This window comes from Desulfovibrio piger ATCC 29098 (genome assembly GCF_000156375.1).
GTDB lineage: Bacteria > Desulfobacterota > Desulfovibrionia > Desulfovibrionales > Desulfovibrionaceae > Desulfovibrio > Desulfovibrio piger.
In genome coordinates, this window is the sequence record NZ_DS996359.1 from 488,867 (window position 1) to 512,365 (window position 23,499).

17 protein-coding genes are annotated in these 23,499 nt (G+C 64.9%); 9 read left to right on the plus strand and 8 right to left on the minus strand.

Annotation, left to right across the window (positions count from 1 at the left end; all coding sequences use genetic code 11):
- The 3 genes from fusA to rpsL form a co-directional block, all read right to left on the minus strand.
- Nucleotides 1-1,404 (minus strand): elongation factor G (fusA, locus tag DESPIG_RS08750; protein ID WP_040369763.1); only part of this gene is annotated, 1,404 nt, incomplete at its 3' end.
- An 84-nt stretch (nucleotides 1,405-1,488) separates the two neighbouring features.
- A complete protein-coding gene (gene rpsG, locus DESPIG_RS08755; RefSeq protein WP_006007647.1) occupies nucleotides 1,489-1,959 on the minus strand; it encodes a 30S ribosomal protein S7 in 471 nt (156 codons plus the stop codon).
- Between the two features lie 119 nt (nucleotides 1,960-2,078).
- Nucleotides 2,079-2,450 carry a 30S ribosomal protein S12 gene (rpsL, locus tag DESPIG_RS08760; protein WP_006007654.1) on the minus strand — a complete coding sequence of 124 codons (372 nt, stop codon included), beginning with the start codon at nucleotides 2,448-2,450 and terminating at the stop codon, nucleotides 2,079-2,081.
- Between the two features lie 165 nt (nucleotides 2,451-2,615).
- Here rpsL and DESPIG_RS08765 point away from each other — a divergent pair, with 165 nt between their 5' ends.
- Both DESPIG_RS08765 and DESPIG_RS08770 read left to right on the plus strand, forming a co-directional pair.
- Nucleotides 2,616-3,035, plus strand: a complete 420-nt coding sequence (locus tag DESPIG_RS08765) for a MarR family winged helix-turn-helix transcriptional regulator (RefSeq protein WP_040369905.1) — start codon at nucleotides 2,616-2,618, stop codon at nucleotides 3,033-3,035.
- A gap of 88 nt (nucleotides 3,036-3,123) precedes the next feature.
- Entirely contained in the window at nucleotides 3,124-3,507 is a 384-nt protein-coding gene (locus DESPIG_RS08770; RefSeq protein ID WP_040369765.1) for a cupin domain-containing protein, read from the plus strand.
- A 134-nt stretch (nucleotides 3,508-3,641) separates the two neighbouring features.
- Here DESPIG_RS08770 and htpG read toward each other — a convergent pair whose 3' ends face one another.
- Nucleotides 3,642-5,570, minus strand: coding sequence for a molecular chaperone HtpG (gene htpG, locus DESPIG_RS08775; RefSeq protein ID WP_040369906.1), 1,929 nt, complete (start codon nucleotides 5,568-5,570; stop codon nucleotides 3,642-3,644).
- A gap of 139 nt (nucleotides 5,571-5,709) precedes the next feature.
- Between htpG and DESPIG_RS08780 the strand changes: the two genes are divergently transcribed.
- The 3 genes from DESPIG_RS08780 (at nucleotide 5,710) to DESPIG_RS14110 (ending at nucleotide 8,769) form a co-directional block, all read left to right on the plus strand.
- The gene (locus DESPIG_RS08780; RefSeq protein ID WP_006007663.1) at nucleotides 5,710-7,023 is read left to right on the plus strand and encodes a cytochrome ubiquinol oxidase subunit I; all 1,314 of its coding nucleotides are present in this window, start codon (nucleotides 5,710-5,712) and stop codon (nucleotides 7,021-7,023) included.
- Nucleotides 7,024-7,026: 3 nt separating this feature from the next.
- A complete protein-coding gene (gene cydB, locus DESPIG_RS08785; RefSeq protein ID WP_006007665.1) occupies nucleotides 7,027-8,061 on the plus strand; it encodes a cytochrome d ubiquinol oxidase subunit II in 1,035 nt (344 codons plus the stop codon).
- A gap of 270 nt (nucleotides 8,062-8,331) precedes the next feature.
- Nucleotides 8,332-8,769: an Lrp/AsnC family transcriptional regulator gene (locus DESPIG_RS14110; RefSeq protein WP_006007667.1), complete on the plus strand. Its 438-nt coding sequence runs from the start codon at nucleotides 8,332-8,334 to the stop codon at nucleotides 8,767-8,769.
- A 206-nt stretch (nucleotides 8,770-8,975) separates the two neighbouring features.
- Here the strand turns inward: DESPIG_RS14110 and DESPIG_RS08795 are convergent, their stop codons facing one another.
- On the minus strand, nucleotides 8,976-9,761 hold the full coding sequence (locus DESPIG_RS08795; protein WP_006007669.1) for an MBL fold metallo-hydrolase: 786 nt from the start codon (nucleotides 9,759-9,761) through the stop codon (nucleotides 8,976-8,978).
- A gap of 489 nt (nucleotides 9,762-10,250) precedes the next feature.
- Here DESPIG_RS08795 and DESPIG_RS08800 point away from each other — a divergent pair, with 489 nt between their 5' ends.
- The 3 genes from DESPIG_RS08800 (at nucleotide 10,251) to DESPIG_RS08810 (ending at nucleotide 14,425) form a co-directional block, all read left to right on the plus strand.
- Nucleotides 10,251-11,210, plus strand: coding sequence for an alpha/beta hydrolase (locus DESPIG_RS08800; protein ID WP_211204913.1), 960 nt, complete (start codon nucleotides 10,251-10,253; stop codon nucleotides 11,208-11,210).
- A gap of 500 nt (nucleotides 11,211-11,710) precedes the next feature.
- Nucleotides 11,711-12,166 (plus strand): type III secretion system chaperone, encoded by a 456-nt coding sequence (locus tag DESPIG_RS08805; RefSeq protein WP_006007678.1) that lies wholly within the window; start codon nucleotides 11,711-11,713, stop codon nucleotides 12,164-12,166.
- A 9-nt stretch (nucleotides 12,167-12,175) separates the two neighbouring features.
- On the plus strand, nucleotides 12,176-14,425 hold the full coding sequence (locus DESPIG_RS08810; protein ID WP_006007680.1) for an inositol phosphate phosphatase SopB: 2,250 nt from the start codon (nucleotides 12,176-12,178) through the stop codon (nucleotides 14,423-14,425).
- A 304-nt stretch (nucleotides 14,426-14,729) separates the two neighbouring features.
- Here DESPIG_RS08810 and asnB read toward each other — a convergent pair whose 3' ends face one another.
- The 3 genes from asnB to DESPIG_RS08825 all read right to left on the minus strand — a co-directional run bounded on the left by asnB (nucleotide 14,730) and on the right by DESPIG_RS08825 (nucleotide 19,506).
- A complete protein-coding gene (gene asnB, locus DESPIG_RS08815) occupies nucleotides 14,730-16,631 on the minus strand; it encodes an asparagine synthase (glutamine-hydrolyzing) (RefSeq protein WP_006007684.1) in 1,902 nt (633 codons plus the stop codon).
- A 253-nt stretch (nucleotides 16,632-16,884) separates the two neighbouring features.
- Nucleotides 16,885-18,138 carry a glycosyltransferase family 4 protein gene (locus DESPIG_RS08820; RefSeq protein WP_006007686.1) on the minus strand — a complete coding sequence of 418 codons (1,254 nt, stop codon included), beginning with the start codon at nucleotides 18,136-18,138 and terminating at the stop codon, nucleotides 16,885-16,887.
- Between the two features lie 78 nt (nucleotides 18,139-18,216).
- Nucleotides 18,217-19,506: an aminotransferase class I/II-fold pyridoxal phosphate-dependent enzyme gene (locus tag DESPIG_RS08825; protein WP_006007687.1), complete on the minus strand. Its 1,290-nt coding sequence runs from the start codon at nucleotides 19,504-19,506 to the stop codon at nucleotides 18,217-18,219.
- A gap of 297 nt (nucleotides 19,507-19,803) precedes the next feature.
- Between DESPIG_RS08825 and DESPIG_RS08830 the strand changes: the two genes are divergently transcribed.
- Nucleotides 19,804-23,481 carry an acyltransferase domain-containing protein gene (locus tag DESPIG_RS08830; RefSeq protein WP_050760305.1) on the plus strand — a complete coding sequence of 1,226 codons (3,678 nt, stop codon included), beginning with the start codon at nucleotides 19,804-19,806 and terminating at the stop codon, nucleotides 23,479-23,481.
- The last annotated feature ends 18 nt before the right edge of the window (nucleotides 23,482-23,499 follow it).

Here is a 23,499-nt window from a genome sequence, read left to right on the forward strand (position 1 = left end):
GCGGGTCAGGCGGTCAACGATGATTTCCAGATGCAGTTCGCCCATACCGGCGATCAGGGTCTGGTTGGTTTCTTCGTCGCCCTTGACGCGGAAGGAGGGGTCTTCCTTGGCCAGCTTGTTCAGGGCAGCGGACAGAGCATCACGGTCGGCCTTGGTCTTGGGCTCGATGGCCACTTCGATGACGGGCTCGGGGATGTTCAGGGATTCCAGGATCACCGGGCGCTTTTCGTCGCACAGGGTGTCACCGGTGGAGGCGTTCTTCAGGCCCACCAGAGCCACGATGTCACCGGCGCCGGCCCACTTGATGTCTTCACGCTTGTTGGCGTGCATCTTCAGGATACGGCCGATGCGTTCCTTCTTGCCGGTGTTGGCGTTGTACACGCTGGTACCGGATTCCAGGCAGCCGGAGTAGATGCGGAAGAAGGACAGGTGACCGATGAAGGGGTCGGAGAACAGCTTGAACACCAGGCCGGCAAGGGGTTCCTTGTCGTCGCAGGGGCATTCGATCAGGTGTTCTTCGTTGCCGGGCTCATGGCCGGTCATGACGGCGATGTCCACGGGGGAGGGCAGGTAGTCCACCACGGCGTCCAGCAGGGGCTGCACACCCATGTTGCGGAAAGCGGAACCGCAGAGCACGGGCACGATGTTGCGGGCGATGGTGGCCTTGCGGATGCAGGAAATGATCTCTTCGCGGGTCAGATCTTCGCCGCCCAGGTACTTTTCCAGCAGGGCCTCATCTTCTTCGGCCACGGCTTCGATGAGTTCGTGGCGCTTTTCTTCGTACAGGTCCTTCAGTTCGGCGGGCACGTCTTCTTCGGTGAACTGGGCGCCCTTGGAGCCCTTGTCGAAGCGGTGGGCCTTGCCTTCGATGAGGTCCACGACGCCTTCAAATTTGTCTTCAGCGCCGATGGGCAGCTGCAGGGGCACGGCCTTGGCGCCCAGGCGTTCGTGGATCATGCCCACGCAGCGGAAGAAGTTGGCACCGATGCGGTCCATCTTGTTCACGAAGCAGATGCGGGGCACGTGGTAGCGGTCGGCCTGACGCCACACGGTTTCGGACTGGGGCTCAACGCCGGCCACGGCGTCGAACACGCACACGGCACCGTCCAGCACGCGCAGGGAACGTTCCACTTCGATGGTGAAGTCCACGTGGCCGGGGGTGTCGATGATGTTGATGCGGCAGTCCTTCCAGAAGCAGGTGGTGGCGGCGGAGGTGATGGTGATGCCGCGCTCCTGTTCCTGTTCCATCCAGTCCATGGTGGACTCACCGTCGTGGGTTTCGCCGATCTTGTGGGAAACACCGGTGTAGAAAAGGATGCGTTCGGTGGTGGTGGTTTTGCCGGCGTCAATATGGGCCATGATGCCGATATTGCGCTGTTTGTCTACGGGGGTGGTGCGGGACACGTTATCCTCCAGAAAAGGGGCAGTGGGGCGGGGGGAAAAGCGCCGCGCCCTTGCGGGCGCGGCAGCAGTCACTCGGAATCGAGCTTACCAGCGGTAGTGGGCGAAAGCCTTGTTGGCTTCGGCCATACGGTGGGTATCTTCGCGCTTTTTCACCGCGCCGCCGCGACCGTTGTAGGCGTCCAGCAGTTCAGCGGAAAGCTTGGAGGTCATGCCCTTTTCGCCGCGCGAACGGGCATAGTTGATCAGCCAGCGGATGGACAGGGAAATCTGACGTTCGGGACGGACTTCCATGGGCACCTGGTAGGTGGCACCGCCCACGCGGCGGGCCTTGACTTCCAGATGGGGCTTGACGTTGTCCAGGGCCTTTTCAAAGGCGCGCATGGGTTCTTCACCGGTCTTTTCGCCCAGGGTTTCCAGCGAGCTGTAGAAAATCTTTTCAGCAGCGCCCTTCTTGCCGTCGTACATGAGACGGTTCACGAACTTGGTGACCAGACGGCTGTTGTACAGCGGATCGGGCAGCACTTCCCTCTTCGGGACAGGACCTTTACGGGGCATGATATTCTCCTTGAGAATCTCTGTGTTTCGGCGTCACCAGCCCCGCAGCGCCCCGGCGCGCCGTGAGAGGGCAGCCTGGGTGCGTTGCATGACGTACGCCGGAGTTAGCAAAAAATAACCTATTTGGGACGCTTGGCGCCGTACTTGGAACGGCTCTTGCGACGATCGGCCACACCGGAGGTATCCAGGGTGCCGCGCACGATGTGGTAACGGACACCGGGCAAGTCTTTCACACGACCGCCGCGGATGAGCACCACGGAGTGTTCCTGCAGGTTGTGGCCTTCGCCGGGGATGTAGGCCGTCACTTCGATGCCGTTGGTCAGGCGCACACGGGCGACCTTACGCAGAGCGGAGTTAGGCTTCTTGGGGGTGGTGGTGTACACACGGGTGCACACGCCGCGGCGCTGGGGGCAAGCCTGCAGGGCCGGGGTCTTCTTGCGCTTCACCACCGCAGTCCGCTCGATGCGGATGAGCTGGTTGATAGTAGGCATAGTTTCCTCCAAAGTTTCACTGCCTGCCCAAGACGGACAGGCAGCGCATGAATGCCGTAGAGCGGCAACACATACAATGCGCTGACGCGCTTGTCAAGTCCTGTCGTGCCTATTCGCAAGAGGACAGTCTTGACAATAAGTTCGATATCGAACTATATGGACGTCATGCGCTATAGATCTATCTTTTCCTATGCGAGCCGTCTGCGTGAAGAAGGCAATAAGCTCATTATCGCCGCCCTCAAGGATGCGGGACTCACGGATATCGCTCCCAGCCATGGTGATATATTGGCTCATCTGCTGGCGGAAGGCCCTTGCCATATGAGCGTGTTGGCCCGGCGTATCCGCAGGACCCGCTCCACCATAACGGCTTTGGTCGAAAAGATGGAGCGCTCCGGTTATGTGGAGCGTCGCCCCGATCCCACTGACGCTCGCGGGGTACTTGTCTGTCTGACAGCCCGGGGCAAGGCTCTGGCCCCGGTGATGGATGCCGTCTCCCGCGCTCTGGAAGAGCTGATAGCCAGTCGCCTTTCGGTGGATGAAGCCGATGAGCTGGAAAGATTGCTGTCCCGCTGCATTCGGAGATAGCGACCCTGTTCGTCTTCTGCCATTCGCATAAGGTCCGAAAGAGATTTTAGCGCCATAATGGTTCGATATCAAACAAAAGGAGAAAGTCATGTCACACTATACCTTAGTACACTTGGAAGACGCCCCTCGTCATGAATTGCATGATCTGTTGCAGCTTACCGCTGCAGAGGTGAGCCTCAATACCTTGCCGGCCGGGGGGACCGTCCCCTTCGTGCATCGGCATCAGAAAAATGAGGAAATTTATCTGGTGCTCGACGGCTGCGGTACGCTGTATATCGACGGCGAGGAGCTCCCCTTGAAGAGGGGGGACTGCTTCCGTATTGACCCGGCGGGGGCGCGTTGTCTGCGGGCTGCTGATGACAGTACGCTTTCCTTTGTTTGTGTGCAGGCCCGGGCCGGCAGCTTGGAAGGCTTCACTATGGCGGATGGTCTGTCTGTCCCGGAAGGGGAAGGAAAGCCCAGCTGGCTGTAGCAAGCTCGCCGCAGGCGCAAGGCCTGCGGCGAGCCCCACTACAGGGGAGAGGTCCGGCCCCGTTGCGGGGCCGGACCTCCTGCGAGGAGGAACGTCCGCCGGTGTCCTGCCGGCGGGCGGGGGGTGTCGGCGGGTTACAGCTTTTTCACTTCCACATACCAGGCAGCGGCCTGTTCCAGCAGATGGCTGCTGCGGCCGGCCAGCATCTGGGCATCGCGCAGGTAACCTTCCTGGAGCATGCAGGCGTCGAAGAGGTTCTCCACCATGCCGGCCAGGGTCTTGTCCTGGGGATCGGCCTTGAACATCTTGAGCAGGCTGCGCAGCAGCACGTGGTCGCGGTTGACTTCCAGCACCTTGACGGGCAGGGAGTCGTCCTTTTGCATGGCGCGCATGAGTTTTTCCATGGACGAGGTCATGCCGTCGGGCGAGACCAGCACGGCCGGGCTGTCGGCCAGGCGGTGGGAGACGCGCACGTCGGCCACGCGTTCGCCCAGGATCTCCTTGATGCGCTCCAGCAGCTTGTCGAAGCTGGCGTTGTCGTCGTCGGAAAGGGGCGCGGCGGCGGGCTTTTTGTCGGCCTTGTCGGCGAAGGCGTCCAGGGCGTCATCGGCGGCGTTCTCGATGGCCTTGAACTCCCAGTCCTTGTATTTGCCCATGCCTTCCATGACGAACTCGTCCACGGGCTCGTAGAGGAAGAGCACTTCGATGCCCTTGCGGGTGAAGCGTTCCAGGTGCGGGCTCAGGCGGGCGGCCTCACGGTTGGGCGCGGAGACGTACCAGAAGGTCTTCTGGCCTTCGGGAGCGCGGGACATGTATTCGTCCAGGCTGGAGAGGGCCTCGCCGTCGTCCAGGGCCGAGGTGTTGAAGCGCAGCAGGCCGGCGATGCGCTCGCGGTTGGCGAAGTCCTGGTAGGAGAGCTTGAAGATGCGGCCGTGCAGGCGCCAGAAGGCGGCGTACTTCTCGGCATCCTTGGCGGCCAGCTTTTCCAGGTGGCTCAGGGTCTGCTTGATGATGGTCTGGTTGATCTTGCGCAGGACCACGTTTTCCTGAAGGGTCTCGCGGGAGATGTTGAGGGGCAGGTCTTCGGTGTCCACCACGCCCTTGAGGAAGGCCAGCCAGTCGGGGATCAGTTCCTTGTTGCGGTGCTGGATGAGCACGCGGCTGGCGTAGAGGTCCAGGCCCCAGAAGTCACGGTCGAGGCCGAAGAGGTCCTGACGCACGTCGGGGATGTAGAGCAGGGCGTTGAACTGCACGGGCGCGTCCACGGAGATGTGCAGCACGTCCAGCGGCGCCTTGCTGTCGTAGGTCAGGGCCTGGTAGAAGGCATCGTACTGTTCCTTGGTGACCGAGGACTTGGGCTCGCGCCACAGGGCGGGCTGGGTGTTGACCTGTTCGCCGTCCACCAGCACGGGGAAGGGCACGAAGGCCGAATGCTTGCGGATGACGGATTCCACGCGGAACTTTTCGAGGAATTCCGCGGCGTCTTCCTTGAGGTGGGCCACGATGCGCGTGCCGCGCTGCGGGGCGTCGTCACCGGCGGGGGCCACGGTATAGGTGCCCAGGCCGTCGCTGGTCCAGGTGGCGGCGCTGTCGTCATCGCCGAAGGCCGGACGCGAGGTCACGTCCACCTTGTCGGCCACCATGAACACGGAATAGAAGCCCACGCCGAAGCGGCCGATGATGTTGGCGGCATCGGCTTTTTCGCCGTCGGCCTTGGCTTCTTCGGCAGCCAGCTGGGCGCGGAAGGCCTCGGTGCCGGATTTGGCGATGGTGCCCAGGTTCTCGGCCAGTTCGGCGGCGGTCATGCCCAGGCCGGTGTCCTCGATGGTCAGGGTCTTGGCGTCCTTGTCGAGGCTGATGCGGATCTCCAGCGGCAGGTCGTCATGGCGCGGGGTCTCGCCCCGGTTGCTGCGGAAGCGCAGCTTGTCCAGGGCGTCGGAAGCGTTGGAGATGAGTTCGCGGAGGAAGATCTCGCGATTGGTATACAGAGAGTTGGTGAGAATGCTCAGCACCTTGCGCACTTCGGCGCGAAATTCACAGGATTGAGCCGTATTTTCCGGCATGATGACAACCTCCATGGATACTTGCTGGGGAATAAGTAATCTTTCCCAATCAGGCGTCAAGGCCTTGCAGGGCCTAAACTTTGGCTTGCTTTTCGCTAAGGATAACGGTATGCAGGACGCTCCATAAGGAGGACGATCTATGGATGATGTCATTCTGCTTTCGCGGCTACAGTTCGCCGTGGCCGTCTTTTTCCACTTCATCTTCGTGCCGCTGACGCTGGGCCTGTCCCTGCTCATCGCGCTGATGGAGACCCGCTATGTGCGCACCGGGGATGAGGTCTGGCGCAAGCATGCCAAGTTCTGGGGCAAACTTTTCATCATCAACTTCACCCTGGGCGTGGTGACGGGCATCACCCTGGAATTCCAGTTCGGGACCAACTGGGCCCGCTATTCGGAATACGTGGGCGACATCTTCGGCTCCCTGCTGGCCATCGAAGCCACCGTGGCCTTCTTCCTGGAGTCCACGTTCCTGGCTGTCTGGCATTTCGGCTGGCATCGCGTGGGCAAGAAGACCCACCTGCTGGCCATCTGGCTGGTGGTGCTGGCCGGCAACCTGTCCGCCCTGTGGATCATCCTGGCCAACGGCTTCATGCAGAACCCGCTGGGCTATGTGATCCAGAACGGCCGCGCCGAACTGGCCGACTTCATGGCCGTGGTCACCAACCCCTACGCCTGGGGCATGTACGCCCACACCCTGCTCTCCGCCTGGACGCTGTCCTGCTTCTTCGTGCTGGGCGTGTCTTCCTGGCACCTGCTGCGCAAGAGCAACGTGGAATTCTTCCGCCGCTCCTTCCGCATGACCGCGCCCATCTGTCTGGTGCTGGTGCTGGCCCTCGCCCTGAGCGGCGACATCCAGGGCAAGGTGGTGTCCGAGCTGCAGCCCGCCAAGCTGGCCGCCATGGAATCCCACTGGGAGACCACCAAGAACGCTCCCTTCTATCTGGCCGTGGTGCCGGACGAAGCCAACGAGACCAACTCCGTGGAAGCCATCGGCATCCCCGGCCTGCTGAGCTGGATCTCCTACGGCGATGCCGACGCCGAAGTGAAGGGCCTCAAGGACTTCCCCAAGGAAGACCGTCCGCCGGTCACCCCCGTGTTCTGGGGCTTCCGCGCCATGATCTTCTTTGGTGTCGTCTTCCTGGCCCTGGCCGCCTGGGCCACGCTGCAGCGTAATCGCGAGAGCATCAACCCCACGCTCATGCGTGCCCTGGTGTGGTGCATCCCGCTGCCCTACATCAGCATCGCCATGGGCTGGCTGGTGGCGGAAATGGGCCGTCAGCCCTGGATCGTCTACGGTCTGATGCGCACCAGCGACGCCGTTTCGCCGGTGCCCGCCGAGCATGTGTCCACGTCGCTGCTGGCCTTCATCATCGTTTACAGCGTGCTGGGCCTTCTGGACATTTTCCTGCTGCGCAAGTACGCCATCAAGGGCCCGCAGGGGCAGGAGGACTAAGTCATGCTGGAAACCTTGCAAGTAATCTGGTTCATCCTGTGGGCGCTGCTCTGGGCCGTGTATTTCGTCCTGGACGGCTTCGACCTGGGCCTGGGCAGCCTGCTGCCCTTCATCGGCAGCAATGAAGAAGAACGCCGCATCATGTACAACGCCGCCGGTCCCTTCTGGGACGGCAACGAAGTGTGGCTGATCTCCGCCGGCGGCGTGACCTTCGCGGCCTTCCCCAAGGTCTATGCCGTGATGTTCAGCGCCCTGTACGCTCCCCTGCTGATCCTGCTGTTCGCCCTGATCTTCCGCGCCGTGTCCTTCGAGTTCCGCGGCAAGGTGGAAAGCGGCGTGTGGCGCGGCTTCTGGGATCTGGTCCACTTCCTGTCCAACCTGGTGCCCTCCCTGCTGCTGGGCGTGACCTTCGCCAACCTGTTCATGGGCATCCCCATCGACGGTGAAGGCGTGTTCCACGGCACGCTGATGGGCCTGGTCAACGGCTACGGCATCGCCGGCGCCATCTTCTTCCTGGTGATGTTCATGCTGCACGGTTCCCTGTGGCTGGCCATCAAGAGCCAGGGCGAACTGCAGACCCGTGCCGTGGCCAGCGCCACCCTGCTCTGGCCCGTGATGCTCATCCTGCTGGTGGCCTTCCTGGTGCTGACCTTCTTCAACACCGACCTGTTCAACAACTACTGGAGCAACCCGCTGCTGCTCCTGCTGCCCGTGGTGGCCCTGGCCGGCCTGCTGGGCGTGCGCTGCATGCTGCGCCGCGGCCAGCTGTGGAAGGCCTGGATGTGCAGCGCCGTGTACATCATCGGTGTGACCTTCTTCGGCGTCATGGGCATGTTCCCGCGCATGCTCATCTCGTCCATCGATCCCACCGCCACCCTGACGGCTTTCAATGCTTCCTCGTCCGAGCTGACCCTCAAGATCATGCTGGGCGTGGCTCTGGTCATGGTGCCCATCGTGCTGCTGTACCAGTTCTGGGTCTACCGCCTGTTCTCCCACAGCCTGAGCGCTGAAGACCTGAAGGACGAGCACGCTTACTAGCAGCGACGATCCGTCCGCCTCATCGAGCCCGGCAGACAGGCAGGCCCTGTCCGCCGGGCTTTTTTCATGCCCCGGGCCGGGATGCGGTGCACGAAAGACCGCCCTGTCTGCCGGGGGCGCCGTCCGTCTCCGTTCGCGGACGGGAAGCACCTGATGGACGCGGAGCAGGCGGGAAGAGGAAAAGAGGGCGGACCGAGTCCGCCATCATGGCGGAGGGGATTTGCTTTTGCCCTGCATATCCGGGAAGATGCGGGACAGAGCGGAGGCCGTATGAAGACCAAGATAGATGCAACGGATGTGAGGATCGTCGAAGAACTCAGGAAGAACGCGCGCATCACCATGAAGGAACTGGGCGCGCGGGTCTTCCTTACCGGGCAGGCCGTCAAGAACAGGGTGGAACGGCTGGAGGACATGGGCATCCTCCAGCGCTACACCATCAACGTCAATTGTCCGGTCTTCGGCTACAAGGTTCATGCCGTCATCCGGGTGCAGCTCAGGCATGGTCCGGCGGACGCCCTGAAGGCCTGCTGCCGCAAGGAGGGCAGGCGCACCATCCATTGTTACCGGACCACAGGCGACAACCTGTATTTCCTCGATATGTATTTTCTGGACATGGAGGCCCTGGACGCCTTCCTGGCCGAGGTGGAACCGCTGGGCAGCTACGAGCTGCATGTGGTCCTGAGGGAAGCGGAAGACCTGGCGGAATGAAGGCCCCCGCCGGAGGGGGAAGAGGAAGGAAGGCGTTCTGCCTGGGGACCGGCGGGGACCTGATTCGGGAAAGTGCGGGGCAGGGAGGCACCGGGCAGAGCCCGGCCCTGCCGGAGCGGCGTCACAGTGGCGGGACGGAGCCTAGCCTCCTGTCCCGCTTTGCCGTCGGTCCGTCCGTCCGCGGGCCATACGGCGTTTTCCTGTCGTTAAAAATCAGCGCTCTGGCCGTCGTCGGGCATGAAGACGGCTTCCCGGATGCCGCGACGGCGCAGGGCCTGGTCCATGCTCTGCCGGGTCAGGGAGGCATGGGCCACGGTATCCATATGGCTGACGATGATCCGCGCTTCCGGGCAGGCGGCGTGCAGGGCGGCCACATCCGCGTCGTCCATGATCAGGCGGCCTTCATCGAGCAGTTCGGCCGCGCAGGCGTTTACCATGACCACATCGGGCCGGAAGCGGCGCAGGCTTTCGGCCACGCCGTCGAACCAGATGGTGTCACCGGCCACATAGAGCGTCTTTTCGTCAGGATGGCGGAAGACCACGCCGCAGGACGGCCCGCAGGGGATGATGGTGCCGTGGCGTCCGGGCGTCTTGCTGAGGCGGATATCGCCAAAGACGGTCTCTTCTCCCAGCACCTCCACCCGGGCGAAGCCGGAGCGCCGGAGCACGGCGGCGTCTTCTTCGCTCTGCACGAACACGGGCACGTCCTTGTCCAGCGGCGCGCCCACGCTGCCGTCGGCGGCCATGTCGATATGGTCGGGATGCACATGGGTCACGATATAGGCATCCACACCGGCCAGGATGTTCGCCACCGGCATGGGCAGGTCGCACAGGGGCATGGGCAGGTCCAGCTGCTCGGGGCGGCAGCGGAACATGGGATAGTCGCGGAAGGTCCCCATGCTGCCCCTGGCCGCCAGCCAGGGGTCGGTGAGGAAGGTCTTGCCGGCGTAATGGATGCGGACCATGGCGTTGCGGATCTGCTGTATCTTCATGCTGAGTCACCTCTCTGGATTGTCGTTGCGGAGTCCCGGTATCCAGAGGAAAAGGTAACAGGGGCGCCGGGGCCGGGCCAGAATCCGGGCCAAGAAATGCGCGCCGTTTTCTTGAAAAAATCAAGTGGCGCGCACGAACGCCACGAGCCGCATCCGTCTGGGGGCGATGGCTTTTCTTACAAGGCGATGCTGGGGCCTTCCGTGCCGGAACGGTGTGCCCGGGTGGGACATATGTCGGCTTATCCATGCTTTGCTTCTATGGTAAAGTATTCGATATAGGTATTTGTCATGGATGTGTACTGCGGCTAAAGAGGAAGGAACAGCGGCAGGCTCGTTTTTGCCTGCCTGACCTCAAGCCGGAGAGACATGATGAGCATATGCAGAACACTGGCGGCGATGATCCTGGCAGGCACGATGCTGTTTGCAGGAGCGGCGGCCGCAGCGGACAAAGGCCCCTCTGGCACGACTGCTTCCAAGGATGGTGACGCTATGGAACTGGTACAGGAATGGGACAAGGTCTTTCCCCAGAGCGACAAAGTGGAACATCGTAAAGTGACCTTCCGCACCCGTTACGGCACTATGCTGGCGGGCGACCTGTACGTGCCCCGGGGCACCAAGGGCAAACTGGCGGCCCTGGCCGTGAGCGGTCCCTTTGGCGCGGTGAAGGAACAGGCGTCCGGGCTCTATGCCCAGACCATGGCCGAGCGCGGCTTCCTGACGCTGGCCTTCGACCCCTCCTATACGGGCGAGAGCAGCGGCGAGCCGCGTCACGTGGCCTCGCCGGACATCAATACCGAAGACTTCAGCGCTGCGGTGGACTTCCTCACCACGCTGGACGCGGTGGATGCGGAGCGCATCGGCATCATCGGCATCTGCGGCTTCGGCGGCATGGGCCTGAACGCCGCCGCCATGGATACCCGCATCAAGGCCACCGTGGCCGTCACCATGTACGACATGAGCCGGGTCACGGCCAACGGCTATTTTGACGCCATGGATGCCGAGGCCCGCTACGCGCTGCGCCGGCAGCTGAACGCACAGCGCACCCGGGACGCACGCTCCGGCAGCATCGCACCGTCCGCCGCGGGCCTGCCCGCGGCCCTGACGGGCGACGAGCCGCAGTTCGTCAAGGACTACTTCGACTATTACAAGACCAAGCGCGGCTTCCATCCCCGTTCCATCAATTCCAACGGGGCCTGGAATGCCACCTCGGCCCTGTCCTTCCTGAACATGCCGTTGCTGGCCTATGCGGGCGAGATCCGCAGCGCTGTCCTGCTGGTCCACGGCGAAAAGGCGCATTCCCGCTATTTCAGCGAGGATGCCTTCAAGAAGCTCAGCGGTGACAACAAGGAACTGCTGATCGTGCCCGGGGCCTCGCACACGGACCTGTACGACCAGGTGGACATCATCCCCTTCGACAGGATCGAGGCCTTTTTCAAAGCCAACCTCTGATACATCTCTCCTTTCCTTGACGCACGATGCGAAGCCCCGCTGCCGGGGCTTCGCTTTTTTTGTCCCTGCCGACGGACGGTGGCCTCGCAGCACGACCCTCCGGCCGGGATGGGCCAGATTGCCGGGCCGTCGCCGGTACGGCTTCCGCCGGGGCGTCTTGCCGGACATGCAGCCTGTTTTCGGCAAGGCCGCCGGGTGGCGGGCACATTGAAAAGTCCGCGTCCCTGGGGGATAATGACACATCCACTCCCTTCATCCCTGCCGCGGGAGTGTACGCGCTTTCCCCGTTCCTTTCGCAAAGGGCAGGGAAGGGGCCCTGTCCGGGAGCGCAGGGGAGCGGCGCCCCTGTAACGCCGCGCCGCATTGCCCTCTGGCACCTTTTTTGCTCATCCGTACATGTATCCTGTCCGCTGCCAACGCTGTCGGCAGTACCACCAACGCTGCGGGCAGGCCGAAGATATGCCCTGAACTTTTTAGACCTCTGTACGAAAGGAGGCATCATGATAAGCCGCGAGACCGCCAACACGCTTCTGGAAGAATTTTCCCGCCAGCAGGAGATCGAGCCCCTGCAGCTCGACGATGCCAACTATTGCGCCCTGGCTTCGGCCGACGACCATGTGGTGCATCTGCGTTTCGATGAAGGGCAGGGCACGTTCATCGCCTTCGGCAGCATAGGCACGCTTTCCGAGGATGAGGAAGTGGCCCTGCGGGAGCTGCGGGCCCTGCTCACCGCCAACCTCATGTGGCAGGATACCCAGGGCGCCACCATCACCCTGGCCCCGGAGAGCGACACCGTACTGTTGCAGCAGATGTGGCTGCCCGAGCAGGCCACGGCGGACAAACTGGATGCCTTCCTGCAATCCTTTGCCCTGTCGCTGGACTTCTGGACGCAGCGCTGCGCGACCCTGGGCGACACCGTGATGGAGAGCGAGCAGCCCTTTTATGTGAAGGTCTAGGAGGGAGCTATGCCTATCGATTCCATAGCCAACCTGCGCCATCTGAGCCAGGCCCAGGGCAGCTTCGTCCGCCTCGACCAGGGCACGGACAAGCTCCAGGCGACGACCGTCAAGGCCCGCTTCTGGCAGTGGTCGCAACGGAGCCAGGAAAAGGCCGGCAACAGGGCCGCGGCCGAGCGCGTGCGCGACAGCGTCTGCGCCTATTGCGGCAAGGCCGAGGGCACGCGTTTGTTCAACCAGTACATCGGCAAGAAGTCCCTGGAGGGCAAGGCCTTCACCGGCGGGAACCTGTCCAGGCTCCTGGATGCGGCGGCGGAGCGCAATCTCGCCTGCCTGGGGCGCGGCATGGTGGCCACGGGCCGGCGGGCCCTCCGGCCGGAGCTCATGGCGGAGCTGGGCCGGGCCGGTATCGACCCCGACTACTTCGTCAGCCTCGTGAGCCAGGGCGTGCGTCTGGTGGGGAGCGATGCCTGGGGGCAGCAGGCCGTCGCGGAGGGCGAGCGGGAGCTTGCCTCGGTCTCCTGGGCGGTGGACGCCATGCGCAGGGATCTGGACGCCTTCCAGGCGGGCCTGCCCGCAGGAGCGGAGGGCGTGGACGGGCTGCTCCATTGCCTGGAAGGCCTCAAGGCACAGCTGGATGCCAAGCGGGACATCATGACAGCCCAGAAGGAGCAGAGCCCCTTCACGGCCGGGAACGTGCGCCTTGCCTTCCGGCAGACCTATGCCGCCTACGAGCGGGTCATAGGGGAACATGTGCGCCGGACAGGTGAGGAGCTGGGCAATCTGGATCCCGCTTCGGACGCGGGCATGCGTCTTGCGGAACGGGCCCGGGACCTCAGCAGGCTGATGGCGGCCATGCAGGACAAGAAGACCGATCCGCCCGAACTGCGGGGGTTGGCCGACGGGGAACGCGTCCCCGATGCGGTGATGAAGTCCTTCAATGAGCTTCCCGGGGAGCTGGGCAATGAGCTGCACCGGCTGCTGCCCGACCTGTCGGCGGGGAAGCTGGCCAAAGAGATCAAGGAAGCCCATATCCAGGTGCTCAACGAGCAGGACTGGGGCGTCATCCGGCGCGATCTGCAATATCTGGGACGCGGGGGCGCGGGCGTGACCGCCACCTCCACCATCACGCCCGCCTGCCATATCGGTGCGGGCGCGCAGCCCGGCCCCATCGGCCGGAGCATGGCCCGTCACGGCATCAACGGCGTCTCCTGCGAGGACAGGGGCCAGCCAAACCATGCCCTGAACCTGGCCCGCACGGAGATCGCCGTGGGCGGCAGCACCCTGTTCCGGGGCCTTCGGCACGGCATCAACAGCGCCTATTCCATCAAGGATCCCGCGGCCAGAAGGGCGGCCAACGCCACCCGCGCCAGAGAGATCTTCACGGCGGCCCTGCAAAGCTCCCCGAAGCTGGCGGACGTCCAGCGCAGGCTGGCGGTGAAGGCCGATGCCGTCATCGACTTGCCTCTGCTCTCCACCAGTCTGGTCACGCCCGATGTGCCGCGCGAGATCTTCGGCACGTCGGAAAAGACCTATCTGGCCGAGCAGTGCGCCTCATGGAAGGATGCCTGCGGGCCTGACGGCACCTGCACGGTGGATGTGGTGCTGCCTGACGGGCAGGAAAGGTCGGTCAGGGTCCGGCCGCAGGTATTCACCTTCAATTTCGGTGTGAACACCGGCGCGCAGGGCGGGCTCCAGGGCCTGATCGGCGGCTGGGGCACGTCCGACCGGTACAACAGGGAAGCCATGGCCCAGCTTTTCGGGGATGACATGCTCGGCGGGATGGTGGAGACCTATCTTGGACGGTCGGACATCTCCGCCCGGGACAGGCAGAACGTGCAGGCCCTGCGCTACGAGATCCATGCGCTCTGGGCCACCGGGGGCTACAGGATGAGCGGGGCCGACCCCTATCGCCTGCCTGCGCGGCTGGCCATGCTGGGGCACATCATGGGCATGATGCCGCTGTTCAACTGCAAGAGCGGCAAGGACCGCACCGGGCAGATGGACGTGGCCTGCAAGACCCTGGCCCTGCAGATGCACGAGAACGGCGGCCTGCTGCCGCCCTTCAATGCCCCGCGCAGCTCCATGGACCGGCAGATCTTCCAGCAGGTGGCCATCAACGGCGGCAATCTGGAGATGCAGCGCCTGAACACCGGGCTGGCGGGCTTCAAGACCAAGGGCGTGGCCGGTCTCGATGCCCTGTTCACGGATGAGGCCCGGGAGATCCACCGGGGCCTCAGCAGCTATGTGAAGGCGTAAGGCGTCAGCGCAAACGGACGTATCTCCTCCACGCATCCCTCTTTTTCAAATCCACATCCAGGGGCGGGCTTTGCCTGCCCCTGTCGCTTTGTACGGCGTGAATGTCGCCTACCCACCGCGATGCGGCATCTTCGGGCCTGGGCTTTTGCTGTTATATTTTCCAATCCCGTATGAGCAGTTTTTGAAGGGGTGGGGGAGCGCGAGGGGGCGGGGGAACTTTTTTCCGCCAGGAAAAGTTCCCCCGCCCCCTCGTCCATCCCGGCAGGCGAGCCTGCCGTACCGGGCCTTTCTTTTTATCTGTTCGCTACATGCCCCGGGCGCGCAGCCAGAGCTGGAGCACGAGCAGCGTCCAGAGCGGCTTGCGCAGGTCGGCCTTGCCGGAGCAGTGGGCATCCACCAGGGAGCGCACGGCCTCGGGCCGGAACAGGCCCTGGGCACGCAGGCGCTCGGGAGCGAAGAGCTCTTCCATGAGCGGCCGCATGCGTCCGCGCAGCCAGGCTGCCACAGGGATCTGGAAGCCGCGCTTGTTGCGGTGCAGGATTTCGGGCGGCAGCACGTCGGTGAAGGCCTTCTTGAGCAGGTATTTGCGCTGGAAACCGCGCAGCTTGTGCCGGATGGGCAGGCGGGCCACATATTCGGCAAAGTCCTTGTCCAGGAAGGGGGCGCGCACTTCCAGCGAGTGGAGCATGGAACAGCGGTCCACCTTGACCAGGATGTCGTCCAGCATGAACTGGCGGGCATAGACGTGGAAGGCCCGGGCCAGGGGTGAGGGACCGGCGGGCCAATGCTCGAACTGCTCTCGCGTGGGCGCGAAGAGGTTCTCGCGGCGCAGGAAGTCATGATCGGGACGGGCCAGCAGCTCGGCCTGCATCTCGGGCGTGAAGGAGGTGAGCAGGGTCTGCACCCGTTCCCAGGCCGGGGCGTGGGCACCGCGCAAGAAGGTCTCCACCGCCAGACGGGGATTGATGTAGCCGGCCGAGGCGGGCAGGAGCCGGGTCAGGGGCTCGATGACGCCGCGGCGCACGATGCCGGGGATGGCGTTGTACCATTCGGCGATCTTGAAGGCGATGTAGTGCTCGTACCCGGCCCAGAGCTCGTCGGCGCCGTCGCCGCCCAGGGCCACGGTGACTTTTTCGCGGGTCACGCCCGAGAGCAGCCAGGTGGGCGCCACCGAGGCGTCGGCCATGGGCACGTCCATGCGGCTGATGATGCTGGGCAGATGCTCGGCGCAATCCTCGGCCGAGAGCACGCGCTCGTGGTGGTCGGTGTTCCAGCGCTGAGCCACTACGCGGGCGTAACGGCTCTCGTCGTAGCTGGCCTCGGTGAAGCCGATGGAAAAGGTCTTGATGGGCGTGGAGGACTGCCGGGCCATGAGACCGGCCACGATGGACGAGTCGATGCCGCCGGAGAGGAAGACCCCCAGGGGCACGTCACTGACCATGCGGCGGCCCACGGCGCGGGTGAGCAGCTCGTGCACGTCGGCGCAGATGTCGGCCTCGGAGCGGCGGTCGTCCTCATCGGCCGGGGGCAGGTCCCAGTAGCGGCGGATGCTCAGGCGTCCGTCCTCCACCAGCAGCCAGTGCGAGGGCGGCAGGCTTTTGGCCTCGCGGTACATGGTGTCCGGGGTGGGCACGTATTCGTAGGCCAGGTAGCGCATGACGGCCTGCGGATCGAGCGAGAGCTCCAGCCCCGGTACGGCGGCCAGACAGTTGAGCTCCGAGCCGAAGAACAGGCTGCCCTGCTGCAGGGTGTAGAAAAAGGGCTTTTTGCCGAAGCGGTCCCGGGCGCAGAACAGGCGGCGGCGGGGGGCATCCCAGAGGGCGAAGGCGAACATGCCGTCGAAGCGCTGGAGGCAGTCCGTGCCCCAGACGCGGTAGGCCTGGAGGATGACCTCCGTATCGGAATGGCTGCTGTGGAAACGGGCGCCCGCCTGCAGCAGTTCCTGCCGGAGCTCGGCGAAGTTGTAGATCTCGCCGTTGAAGACGATGCAGAGCTCGCCGTCCACGTCCTGCATGGGCTGGCTGCCGCCGGAAAGGTCGATGATGGACAGGCGGCGGTGTCCCAGGCTGACGGGCCCTTCCTGCCAGATGCCGCTGCCGTCGGGGCCGCGGTAAGTGATGACGTCGGTCATGGCCCGGACATGGGACCGGGCGTCCTCGTTCAGGGGCTGGCCGTCAAGACGGCAGATACCGGCTATTCCGCACATGGCATATCCACAGGGCGTACCGGAGGTTCAGGCCGCCGGCCGCCGGTTGCAGGTGTCGGGGGAGGGGCTCCGGCCGGAAGTCCGTCGCGGAGCGGAAAAAAGAGGGATCGCTGTGTCCCCGGCAGGGGCGGCTGCCGGAGGGGACGCGCTACCGGCCGCCGCAGGGCACCGTTCGAGAATCGTGCACGGGGAGAAGGGGAACGGGGAGGGCCGGCCTTCCGTGCGGAAGGGGCTCCCTCCCCGGTGGACTTCCCTAAACGTTGGGGCCGTGCGTGGCGCGCCACTGCGTGTACTGCTGGCAGTAGAGATCCTGCAGGGCCGCGATATTGGTCTCGGTATCGAACATGCGGAAGACGAGCTCGCGCCCGGTCTGGGCCATGCGCAGGGCCGCTTCGCGGTCGGAGAGCATGCGGCGGATGGCATCGGCCAGGGCGGCGGGGTCGCGCTGGGGGATGAGGTAGCCGGTCTCGCCGTCACGGATGACCTCGCCCACGCCGCAGACATCGGTGGCCACCACGGGCATGCCGCAGGAAAGGGCCTCCATGATGACGTTGGGGATGCCGTCGCGGTCGCCGTTGGTGTGCACCACGCTGGGTACCACCAGCATGTCGTGCTCTTCCATGAAGGTACGGATGCGGTCATTGGGCACGAAGCCGGGCATGTCCACCAGGTCTTCCAGATGCAGGCGCTTGCGCATCTCCACCAGCTTGCGCTTCCAGTTGCCGTCGCCCACCAGGGTCAGGCGCACGGGGAAGCCGTCGTCACGCAGACGGGCCATGGCCGTGAGCAGCTCGGGGAAGCCCTTGGTGCGGGCAAAGCGGCCGATGGCCAGCAGGCGGTAGGGCTTCTGGAAGGGCGCGCGGCAGTCCACGCGGCGGCCCAGGGTCAGGCCGTTGTAGATGACGTGCACCTTGTCCTTCTGGCCGGCGGGGCAGAAGCTCTGGAGCCAGGGCTTGTTGGCCATGTTGTTGGTGCGGATGAAGATGGCGTCGCGGGATTTTTCGGCCAGGATGCCGTCCTGCGGGTAGATGTCGCCCGCGCGGCCGGTGAAGGCGAAGGGGATGCCCGACAGGCGCGAGGCCACCCAGACGGCCGTGGCGGGGCCGTTGCCCCAGGAGGAGTGCAAAAGCTCGATGCCGTCACGCTGCGCCTCTTCGGCCAGCAGGAAACCGGCCAGGAAACACCAGAGGTTCTCGGCATAGGCTTCCAGGTTGCGCATCTTGCGGAACAGGCCGCGGCGCATCAGGGTCTTGACGGTCTCGCGGTCGCGCTTCCAGGCACGCCAGAAGGCCTTGAGCAGGCGCAGGGTCGCCACGGAGCCGAAGCGTTTGATGGGCCCGGCGTAGTTCTTCATCTCGTCGCTGCAACCGCGCAGCTTCTCGCCGTACATGGTGTAGACGCGGATATCCATGCCGCGCTGGACCAGCTGCTGGATCTCACGGAAGACGAAGGTCTCGGAGGAGAGGGGGAACCAGAGCAGGACATAGGCCATACGGGGGGACAGCATAGGGACCTCGGATGGGCAGGATGTTGGGGAAGAAAAAAAAGGCCGGGCAGGGTGCCCGGCCTCGTGCTGTGCGACAGACTAGGCGTTCTGTTCGTCCTGGTGCTCGCGGCGGAACTTCTCCACGATCTCCCGGGCCACGGGGATCTCTTCGACCACGGTGTCGATGGTCTTGCGGATCTGCTCTTCCGTGTGGGAGGCGGAAAGGAAGAAGCGCAGGCGGGCGGCGCCTTCCTTCACGGCGGGGAAGGTGATGGGCATCACATAGATGCCGCGGGCAAAGAGGCGGGTGGCCAGGAAACCGCTGACCATGGAGTCGCCCACCATGATGGGCACGATGGCGTAGCCCTGGGCGGCGCCGGTATCCAGGCCCTTTTCCTGGGCATAGTTGAGGAAGAACTGGGAGATCTTCTGCAGCTTGTGCACGCGCTCGGGCTCACGCTGCATGAGTTCCAGGGCCTTGTGGCAGGCGGCGGCCACGATGGGAGGCATGCCCACGCTGAAGACGAAGCCCGGGGAACCGTACTTGAGGTATTCCACCAGCTCCTTGCGACCGGCGATGAAACCGCCGCAACCGCACATGGCCTTGCTGAGGGTGCTCATCCACATGTCCACTTCGTTGGCGTCGATGCCGAAGTATTCGTGCACGCCGCGGCCGGTGGCACCCAGCACGCCGAAGGAGTGGGCCTCGTCCACCAGCAGCATGCAGTCGTACTTCTTCTTCAGTTCGATGATGCGCGGCAGGTCGGGGATGTTGCCGTCCATGCTGAACAGGCCTTCGGTGACGATGCAGGCGCGCTTGTGCTTGCCGCGGTGTTCCTTGAGCATCTTCTCCAGAGCGTCGCAGTCGTTGTGATCGTAGGAGTAGCGGTCGGCGCCGGAAAGGCGGGCGCCCTGCATCAGGGAGTTGTGGGCAAGGCCGTCATAGAAGATGGCGTCGCGGTGACCGAAGAGGAAACCCAGGGTGGAGACGTTGGTGGCGTGGCCGCTCACATAGGCGATGCAGTCCTCGACACCGTAGAAGTCGGCCAGGGCGCGCTCGAGCTGGCGATGGGGCGGACGTTCGCCGCCCACCAGGCGGCTGGCGCCGGCGGAGCTGCCGAAGACCTTGGCGGCTTCGGTGACGGCTTCGGTGATCTCGGGATGGGTATTGAGGTCCAGATAGTCGTAGGTGGAGAAGTTGATGTACTCCTTGCCATTGATCACAGTGGTGGCCTTAGCCGCCCGCTCGTGACACAGGAAGAGCGGGTTTTCCATGCCCATCTTGGCACCCATTTCCACCATGCGCTCAAACGACAGTTTGGAGCGTAAGCGTGTGAAACTGCTGGTGCCGCTCTCCTGGGCGTTCTGGCTGGAGTGGTTTTCTTTCATTCCGGATCCTCTCAGATATAGTATAAAAACCGTACGTTATAGGTGACGTACAGTAAACGTTCCGGGCGAACTACCCGTAAAAATTGTTTTTAACGGCTAACCATATCCCAAGAGTTTCCCCAAGGCAAGCAGGAAAGCCCTGCGGATGGCGCGGGCTGGACAAGAGCCCTAAGATGGCCTAAAATTTGCTTTTAACATTGTGATAGAATGGCCGCGGCTCCCTTGGGCAGCGGGCTTACATACCGGACCCCTCCGGGTCCCTTACCCGCCGGTGGCGGTATTCCCGGTATCCTTACGATGCAACGACCCGAATCTTGCGGAGCGTCTGCGGCTCTCGAACTCTGGCCCCTTTCCGGGCATGAGGGCGCCGACAGCGGCGCGTCCTGCCGCCTGCTCCTCGAAGAAGCTTTCCGCCTGCCCCAGCTCCGGGGCCAGGCCCCCCGTCTCGTCCTCAGTCCCTCCGAGAGCGAACAGGCTACGGCCGCCGCGCTCGACATGCTCCGCCCTCTGGCCGCCGCTCTTTGGCCCGGCCTTGAGCCCGAGGCCCTCCCGGCCGTCCCCGGTCCTGCTGATCTGGCCCGGCTGGCCGCCGAAGGCCGCCCCGTCCTGCTCCTCCAGCCCCGTCCCGAAGGCCTCTGGGAAGGCATGCTGCTCGCCCGCAAGGCCGAGGCGGCTGCTCCCGCGCCGGAAGTCCCTGCGCCGGAAGCTGCCGTGGTGAGCATGCCCGACATGCCCGCGCCCTCCTGTGACCCCGCGGAAGGGGAGATCGCCTGCGACGGCGTGCGCTTCGCCGACCTGCCGCACGGCGGGGGCATCTGGCACGCAGGCTCCGTGGTGCCTTCCTGGCGCCAGGAACTGCTGGCCCTCGGGGCCCGTCCCGATGCCGCGGCCCTGGAAGCCATGGGGCAGCGGGGCATCTGGCTGCATCCGCAGGGCGACGTGCCGCCGCTGGCCGTCATGTGCTGCGGCCAGGGGGCCGTCTGGCCCGGCATGGGCCGCGAGCTCTACGACCACTTCCCGGCGGCCCGGGCCGCCATGGACCGCATCGCCCGCGCCGCCGACTGGGACGTGCTGGCCCTGCTGGACGAGACCGATGTGGAAAAGATCGGTCTGACCCGCTGGCAGCAGCCCTATCTCTTCCTGCTGGAATACGCCCAGTGGAGCCATCTGGCCTCGCTGGGGCTGCGGCCTTCCCTCATCTGCGGGCACAGCCTGGGCGAGCTCATCGCCCTGTGCCTGGCCGGCGTCTACGAGCCGGAAGTGGCTTGGTACATCCTGGACACCCGCTCCACCCACATGGCCGAACTGGAGGCCCGCGCCACCCGCGAGACAGGCATGATGGCCGTGCCCGCCGAGGCTTCGGTCATCGAAGAGGCCCGCAAGACCTGGCCCCAGCTCTACGTCTCCAACTACAATTCCCCGCGCCAGTTCATCATCAGCGGCCCCCGCGACGTGCTGCTGGAGGCCCGCAAGAGCCTGCGCAAACGCCGCATCCCGGCCATCATGCTCAACGTGAGCCTGGCCTTCCACCATCCCAGCATGCGCGTGCTGCGCGACATGTCCCTGCGCCGCCTCAATGCCCTGGCCATGCAGGCGCCGCAGATCCCCATGCTCAGCTGCATCACCACGCGTCCCTATCCCGACGACCAGCCCGGCATCTGCGAGCATATCGGCGACCTGGACGAGAATTCCGTGCGCTGGGTGGAATGCGTGCAGGCCATGTGGCAGCGCGACGGCATCCGGCATTTCGTGGAAGTGGGCCCGCAGGATACCCTGTGCGGTCTGGTGAACGACATCGAGCCTCAGGCCCTGTGCCTGGCCGCCGGCCGCAAGGGCAAGGAAGCCGAAGGCATGCGCCAGACCTGCGCGCGCCTCTATGCCCTTGGCCATCTGACGCATGACGGCGTGGCGCGGCACCGGCAGCGCTGGCTGGACGCGGCTCCTGCTCCGGCGGCCGCATCCGCGGAGGCTCCGGCCCCGGCGGTGCGCGCGGAGGCTCCGGCCCGGGACGAGCTGCCCGAGGCCGCCCGCAAGGTGCTGGAGATCCTGGCCGCCGCCTGCGGCCGTGAGGCGGCCTCCCTGAAGCCGGAGATGGATCTGCGTTACGACCTGGCCCTGCGTTCCAGCCGCTTCCCGCTCATCGTGCAGGAAGTGGAAGAGGCGCTGGGCATCACCGTGGATTTCGAGGCCCTGCTGCATGTGGCCACCGTGGGCGACCTGCTGCGTGTGCTGGCCAGCCTTGCCCCTGCGGAGAGGGAGCCCGGGGAGGTCGCTCCCCTGAGCGCGCCGCAGCACGGCTCTGGAGAGGATCTGCCGCCCCTGTGCTGCTTCGATCTGGGCTGCTGCGACGAGGACGGGCAGCCGCTGCCTCTGGTCCTCGACCCGGCCGCCCGGGGCATGGGCGCCCATGCCGGCGACGTGCTGGCCGTCTGGGGCCCCGATGCCCATCGTCTGCCCCTGGCCGAGCTGCTGGGCTCGCTGGCGCCCCTGGGCATGACCTTTGCCCTGCCCGAGGCCGCGCTGGAGGATTGCCTGTCGCTGGAACGGCTGGGCGGACATCTGTACGGCCTGCCTGCCTTGACCGCCCTCACGGCCCTGCCCGAGAGCGTGCACCGTGCCTGCGGGCGTCTGGACGGCATCCTGCTGTGCGCGCCCGCGGACAGGGAACCGGACGCCGGCGAGATGGAAGCCCTGTGCCGTTCGGCCAAGGCCTGCGGGGTGCGCTATGTGTATGCCCTGCGCTGGCTGTATGCCGGTGATGCGGCCCATGCCGCGCCCTGGCAGGAAGCCGGAGAGGCGGCCGCCCGTGAGCTGGGCCTGCCCTGGCGGGTGGTCTGCGTGGACGACGGCGGTCGTCCGCCCATCCCCCGCGAGCTGGGCGATCTGCTGGCCCGGGCCCTGACGCACGGGACGTCCGACAGGGTGCTCTGGCGGCGTGCCTCGGCCGATGCCCCTGTCCGTGACTGGCAGTGGCTGGAGCGGCCGGAGCTCTTCCCGCGTGTTTTTTCCGCCGCTGTGGCGCACGAGGCCATGCCCTGGCCTGAAGCCGCACGGCCTTCTTCCCGCCAGATGCTCGCCTGCGCGCAGTTCTCCCGCTATGCCGATCCGCGCCTTGATGGGCACGGTGCCCTGCCGCAAGACGGACAGCCCTGGCTGCCCCTGAGCGAACTGCTCCAGACCATGCTGGAGACTGGCCGTTTGCAGTTGCCCTGGCTGGAGCCCACCGGTTTTTCCGACCTGCGCTTCGCGGCGCCCCTGCCCCTGCCCGCGGCCGTGACCCGGGAGTGCCGCATCACGGCCCGTTCCCAGTCCTGGCTGTTGCAGGACGGCGTGATGACGCGCATGTGCCATGTGCGTCTGCAAAGCCGCGATCTGGCCCCCAACCTGCGGCGCATCAACCATTTCTCTCCCCTGGCGCGGGGCATGGTCTTCCTGGCCGCTGCCGCGGGGAGCCTGCCGCCCCTGTGGGAGGGCGAGATGACCGCTACGGGGCCTGAGCTGCCTCTGGAAGGCTTCTATGCGGACTGCGGCATGGCGGAAGGATGGCACCTGGTGGAAGAGCTGGTCCCGGCGGGCAACGACCTGTGGCAGGGCCGCTTCGACGGCAGGGCGCAAGGCATTGCCCCGGCTGGAAAATCCGGCTATTGTAGCTTGCTGTCCGCTGTGGACGCCATTTTGCAGGCAGCCTGCCGCATCATGGAAGATACCGTCCCCGGGGAGGAAACTGCCGGGGGCCGCCTGCTCTGGCCGCGGGGCTGGCGTCTGAGCGGTATCGGCTTCATCCGCTTCGCTGACACGGAGCTGCTGTGCGGTGCCCGGATGCCCTGGCGCATCCAGCTGCGTCGCGGCTGGGACGATGAGCGCCTGCAGCGCTATGACGCCCAGGTCGTGGATGCGGACGGCCGGGTGCTGCTGACATTGCACCAGATGGAATTTGAAAAGGATGTCCGGCCGCAGGAAGGCGCCGGTGCCTAATATTTTCGCAAGGGAATG

Excerpts from the sequence above, each read along its gene's own strand:
- rpsG (WP_006007647.1), bottom strand. The coding sequence starts at position 1,959 with ATGCCCCGTAAAGGTCCTGTCCCGAAGAGGGAAGTGCTGCCCGATCCG.
- rpsL (WP_006007654.1), bottom strand. The coding sequence starts at position 2,450 with ATGCCTACTATCAACCAGCTCATCCGCATCGAGCGGACTGCGGTGGTG.
- DESPIG_RS08765 (WP_040369905.1), top strand. The coding sequence starts at position 2,616 with ATGCGCTATAGATCTATCTTTTCCTATGCGAGCCGTCTGCGTGAAGAA.
- DESPIG_RS08770 (WP_040369765.1), top strand. The coding sequence starts at position 3,124 with ATGTCACACTATACCTTAGTACACTTGGAAGACGCCCCTCGTCATGAA.
- htpG (WP_040369906.1), bottom strand. The coding sequence starts at position 5,570 with ATGCCGGAAAATACGGCTCAATCCTGTGAATTTCGCGCCGAAGTGCGC.
- DESPIG_RS08780 (WP_006007663.1), top strand. The coding sequence starts at position 5,710 with ATGGATGATGTCATTCTGCTTTCGCGGCTACAGTTCGCCGTGGCCGTC.
- cydB (WP_006007665.1), top strand. The coding sequence starts at position 7,027 with ATGCTGGAAACCTTGCAAGTAATCTGGTTCATCCTGTGGGCGCTGCTC.
- DESPIG_RS14110 (WP_006007667.1), top strand. The coding sequence starts at position 8,332 with ATGAAGACCAAGATAGATGCAACGGATGTGAGGATCGTCGAAGAACTC.
- DESPIG_RS08795 (WP_006007669.1), bottom strand. The coding sequence starts at position 9,761 with ATGAAGATACAGCAGATCCGCAACGCCATGGTCCGCATCCATTACGCC.
- DESPIG_RS08800 (WP_211204913.1), top strand. The coding sequence starts at position 10,251 with ATGGAACTGGTACAGGAATGGGACAAGGTCTTTCCCCAGAGCGACAAA.
- DESPIG_RS08805 (WP_006007678.1), top strand. The coding sequence starts at position 11,711 with ATGATAAGCCGCGAGACCGCCAACACGCTTCTGGAAGAATTTTCCCGC.
- DESPIG_RS08810 (WP_006007680.1), top strand. The coding sequence starts at position 12,176 with ATGCCTATCGATTCCATAGCCAACCTGCGCCATCTGAGCCAGGCCCAG.
- asnB (WP_006007684.1), bottom strand. The coding sequence starts at position 16,631 with ATGTGCGGAATAGCCGGTATCTGCCGTCTTGACGGCCAGCCCCTGAAC.
- DESPIG_RS08820 (WP_006007686.1), bottom strand. The coding sequence starts at position 18,138 with ATGCTGTCCCCCCGTATGGCCTATGTCCTGCTCTGGTTCCCCCTCTCC.
- DESPIG_RS08825 (WP_006007687.1), bottom strand. The coding sequence starts at position 19,506 with ATGAAAGAAAACCACTCCAGCCAGAACGCCCAGGAGAGCGGCACCAGC.
- DESPIG_RS08830 (WP_050760305.1), top strand. The coding sequence starts at position 19,804 with ATGCAACGACCCGAATCTTGCGGAGCGTCTGCGGCTCTCGAACTCTGG.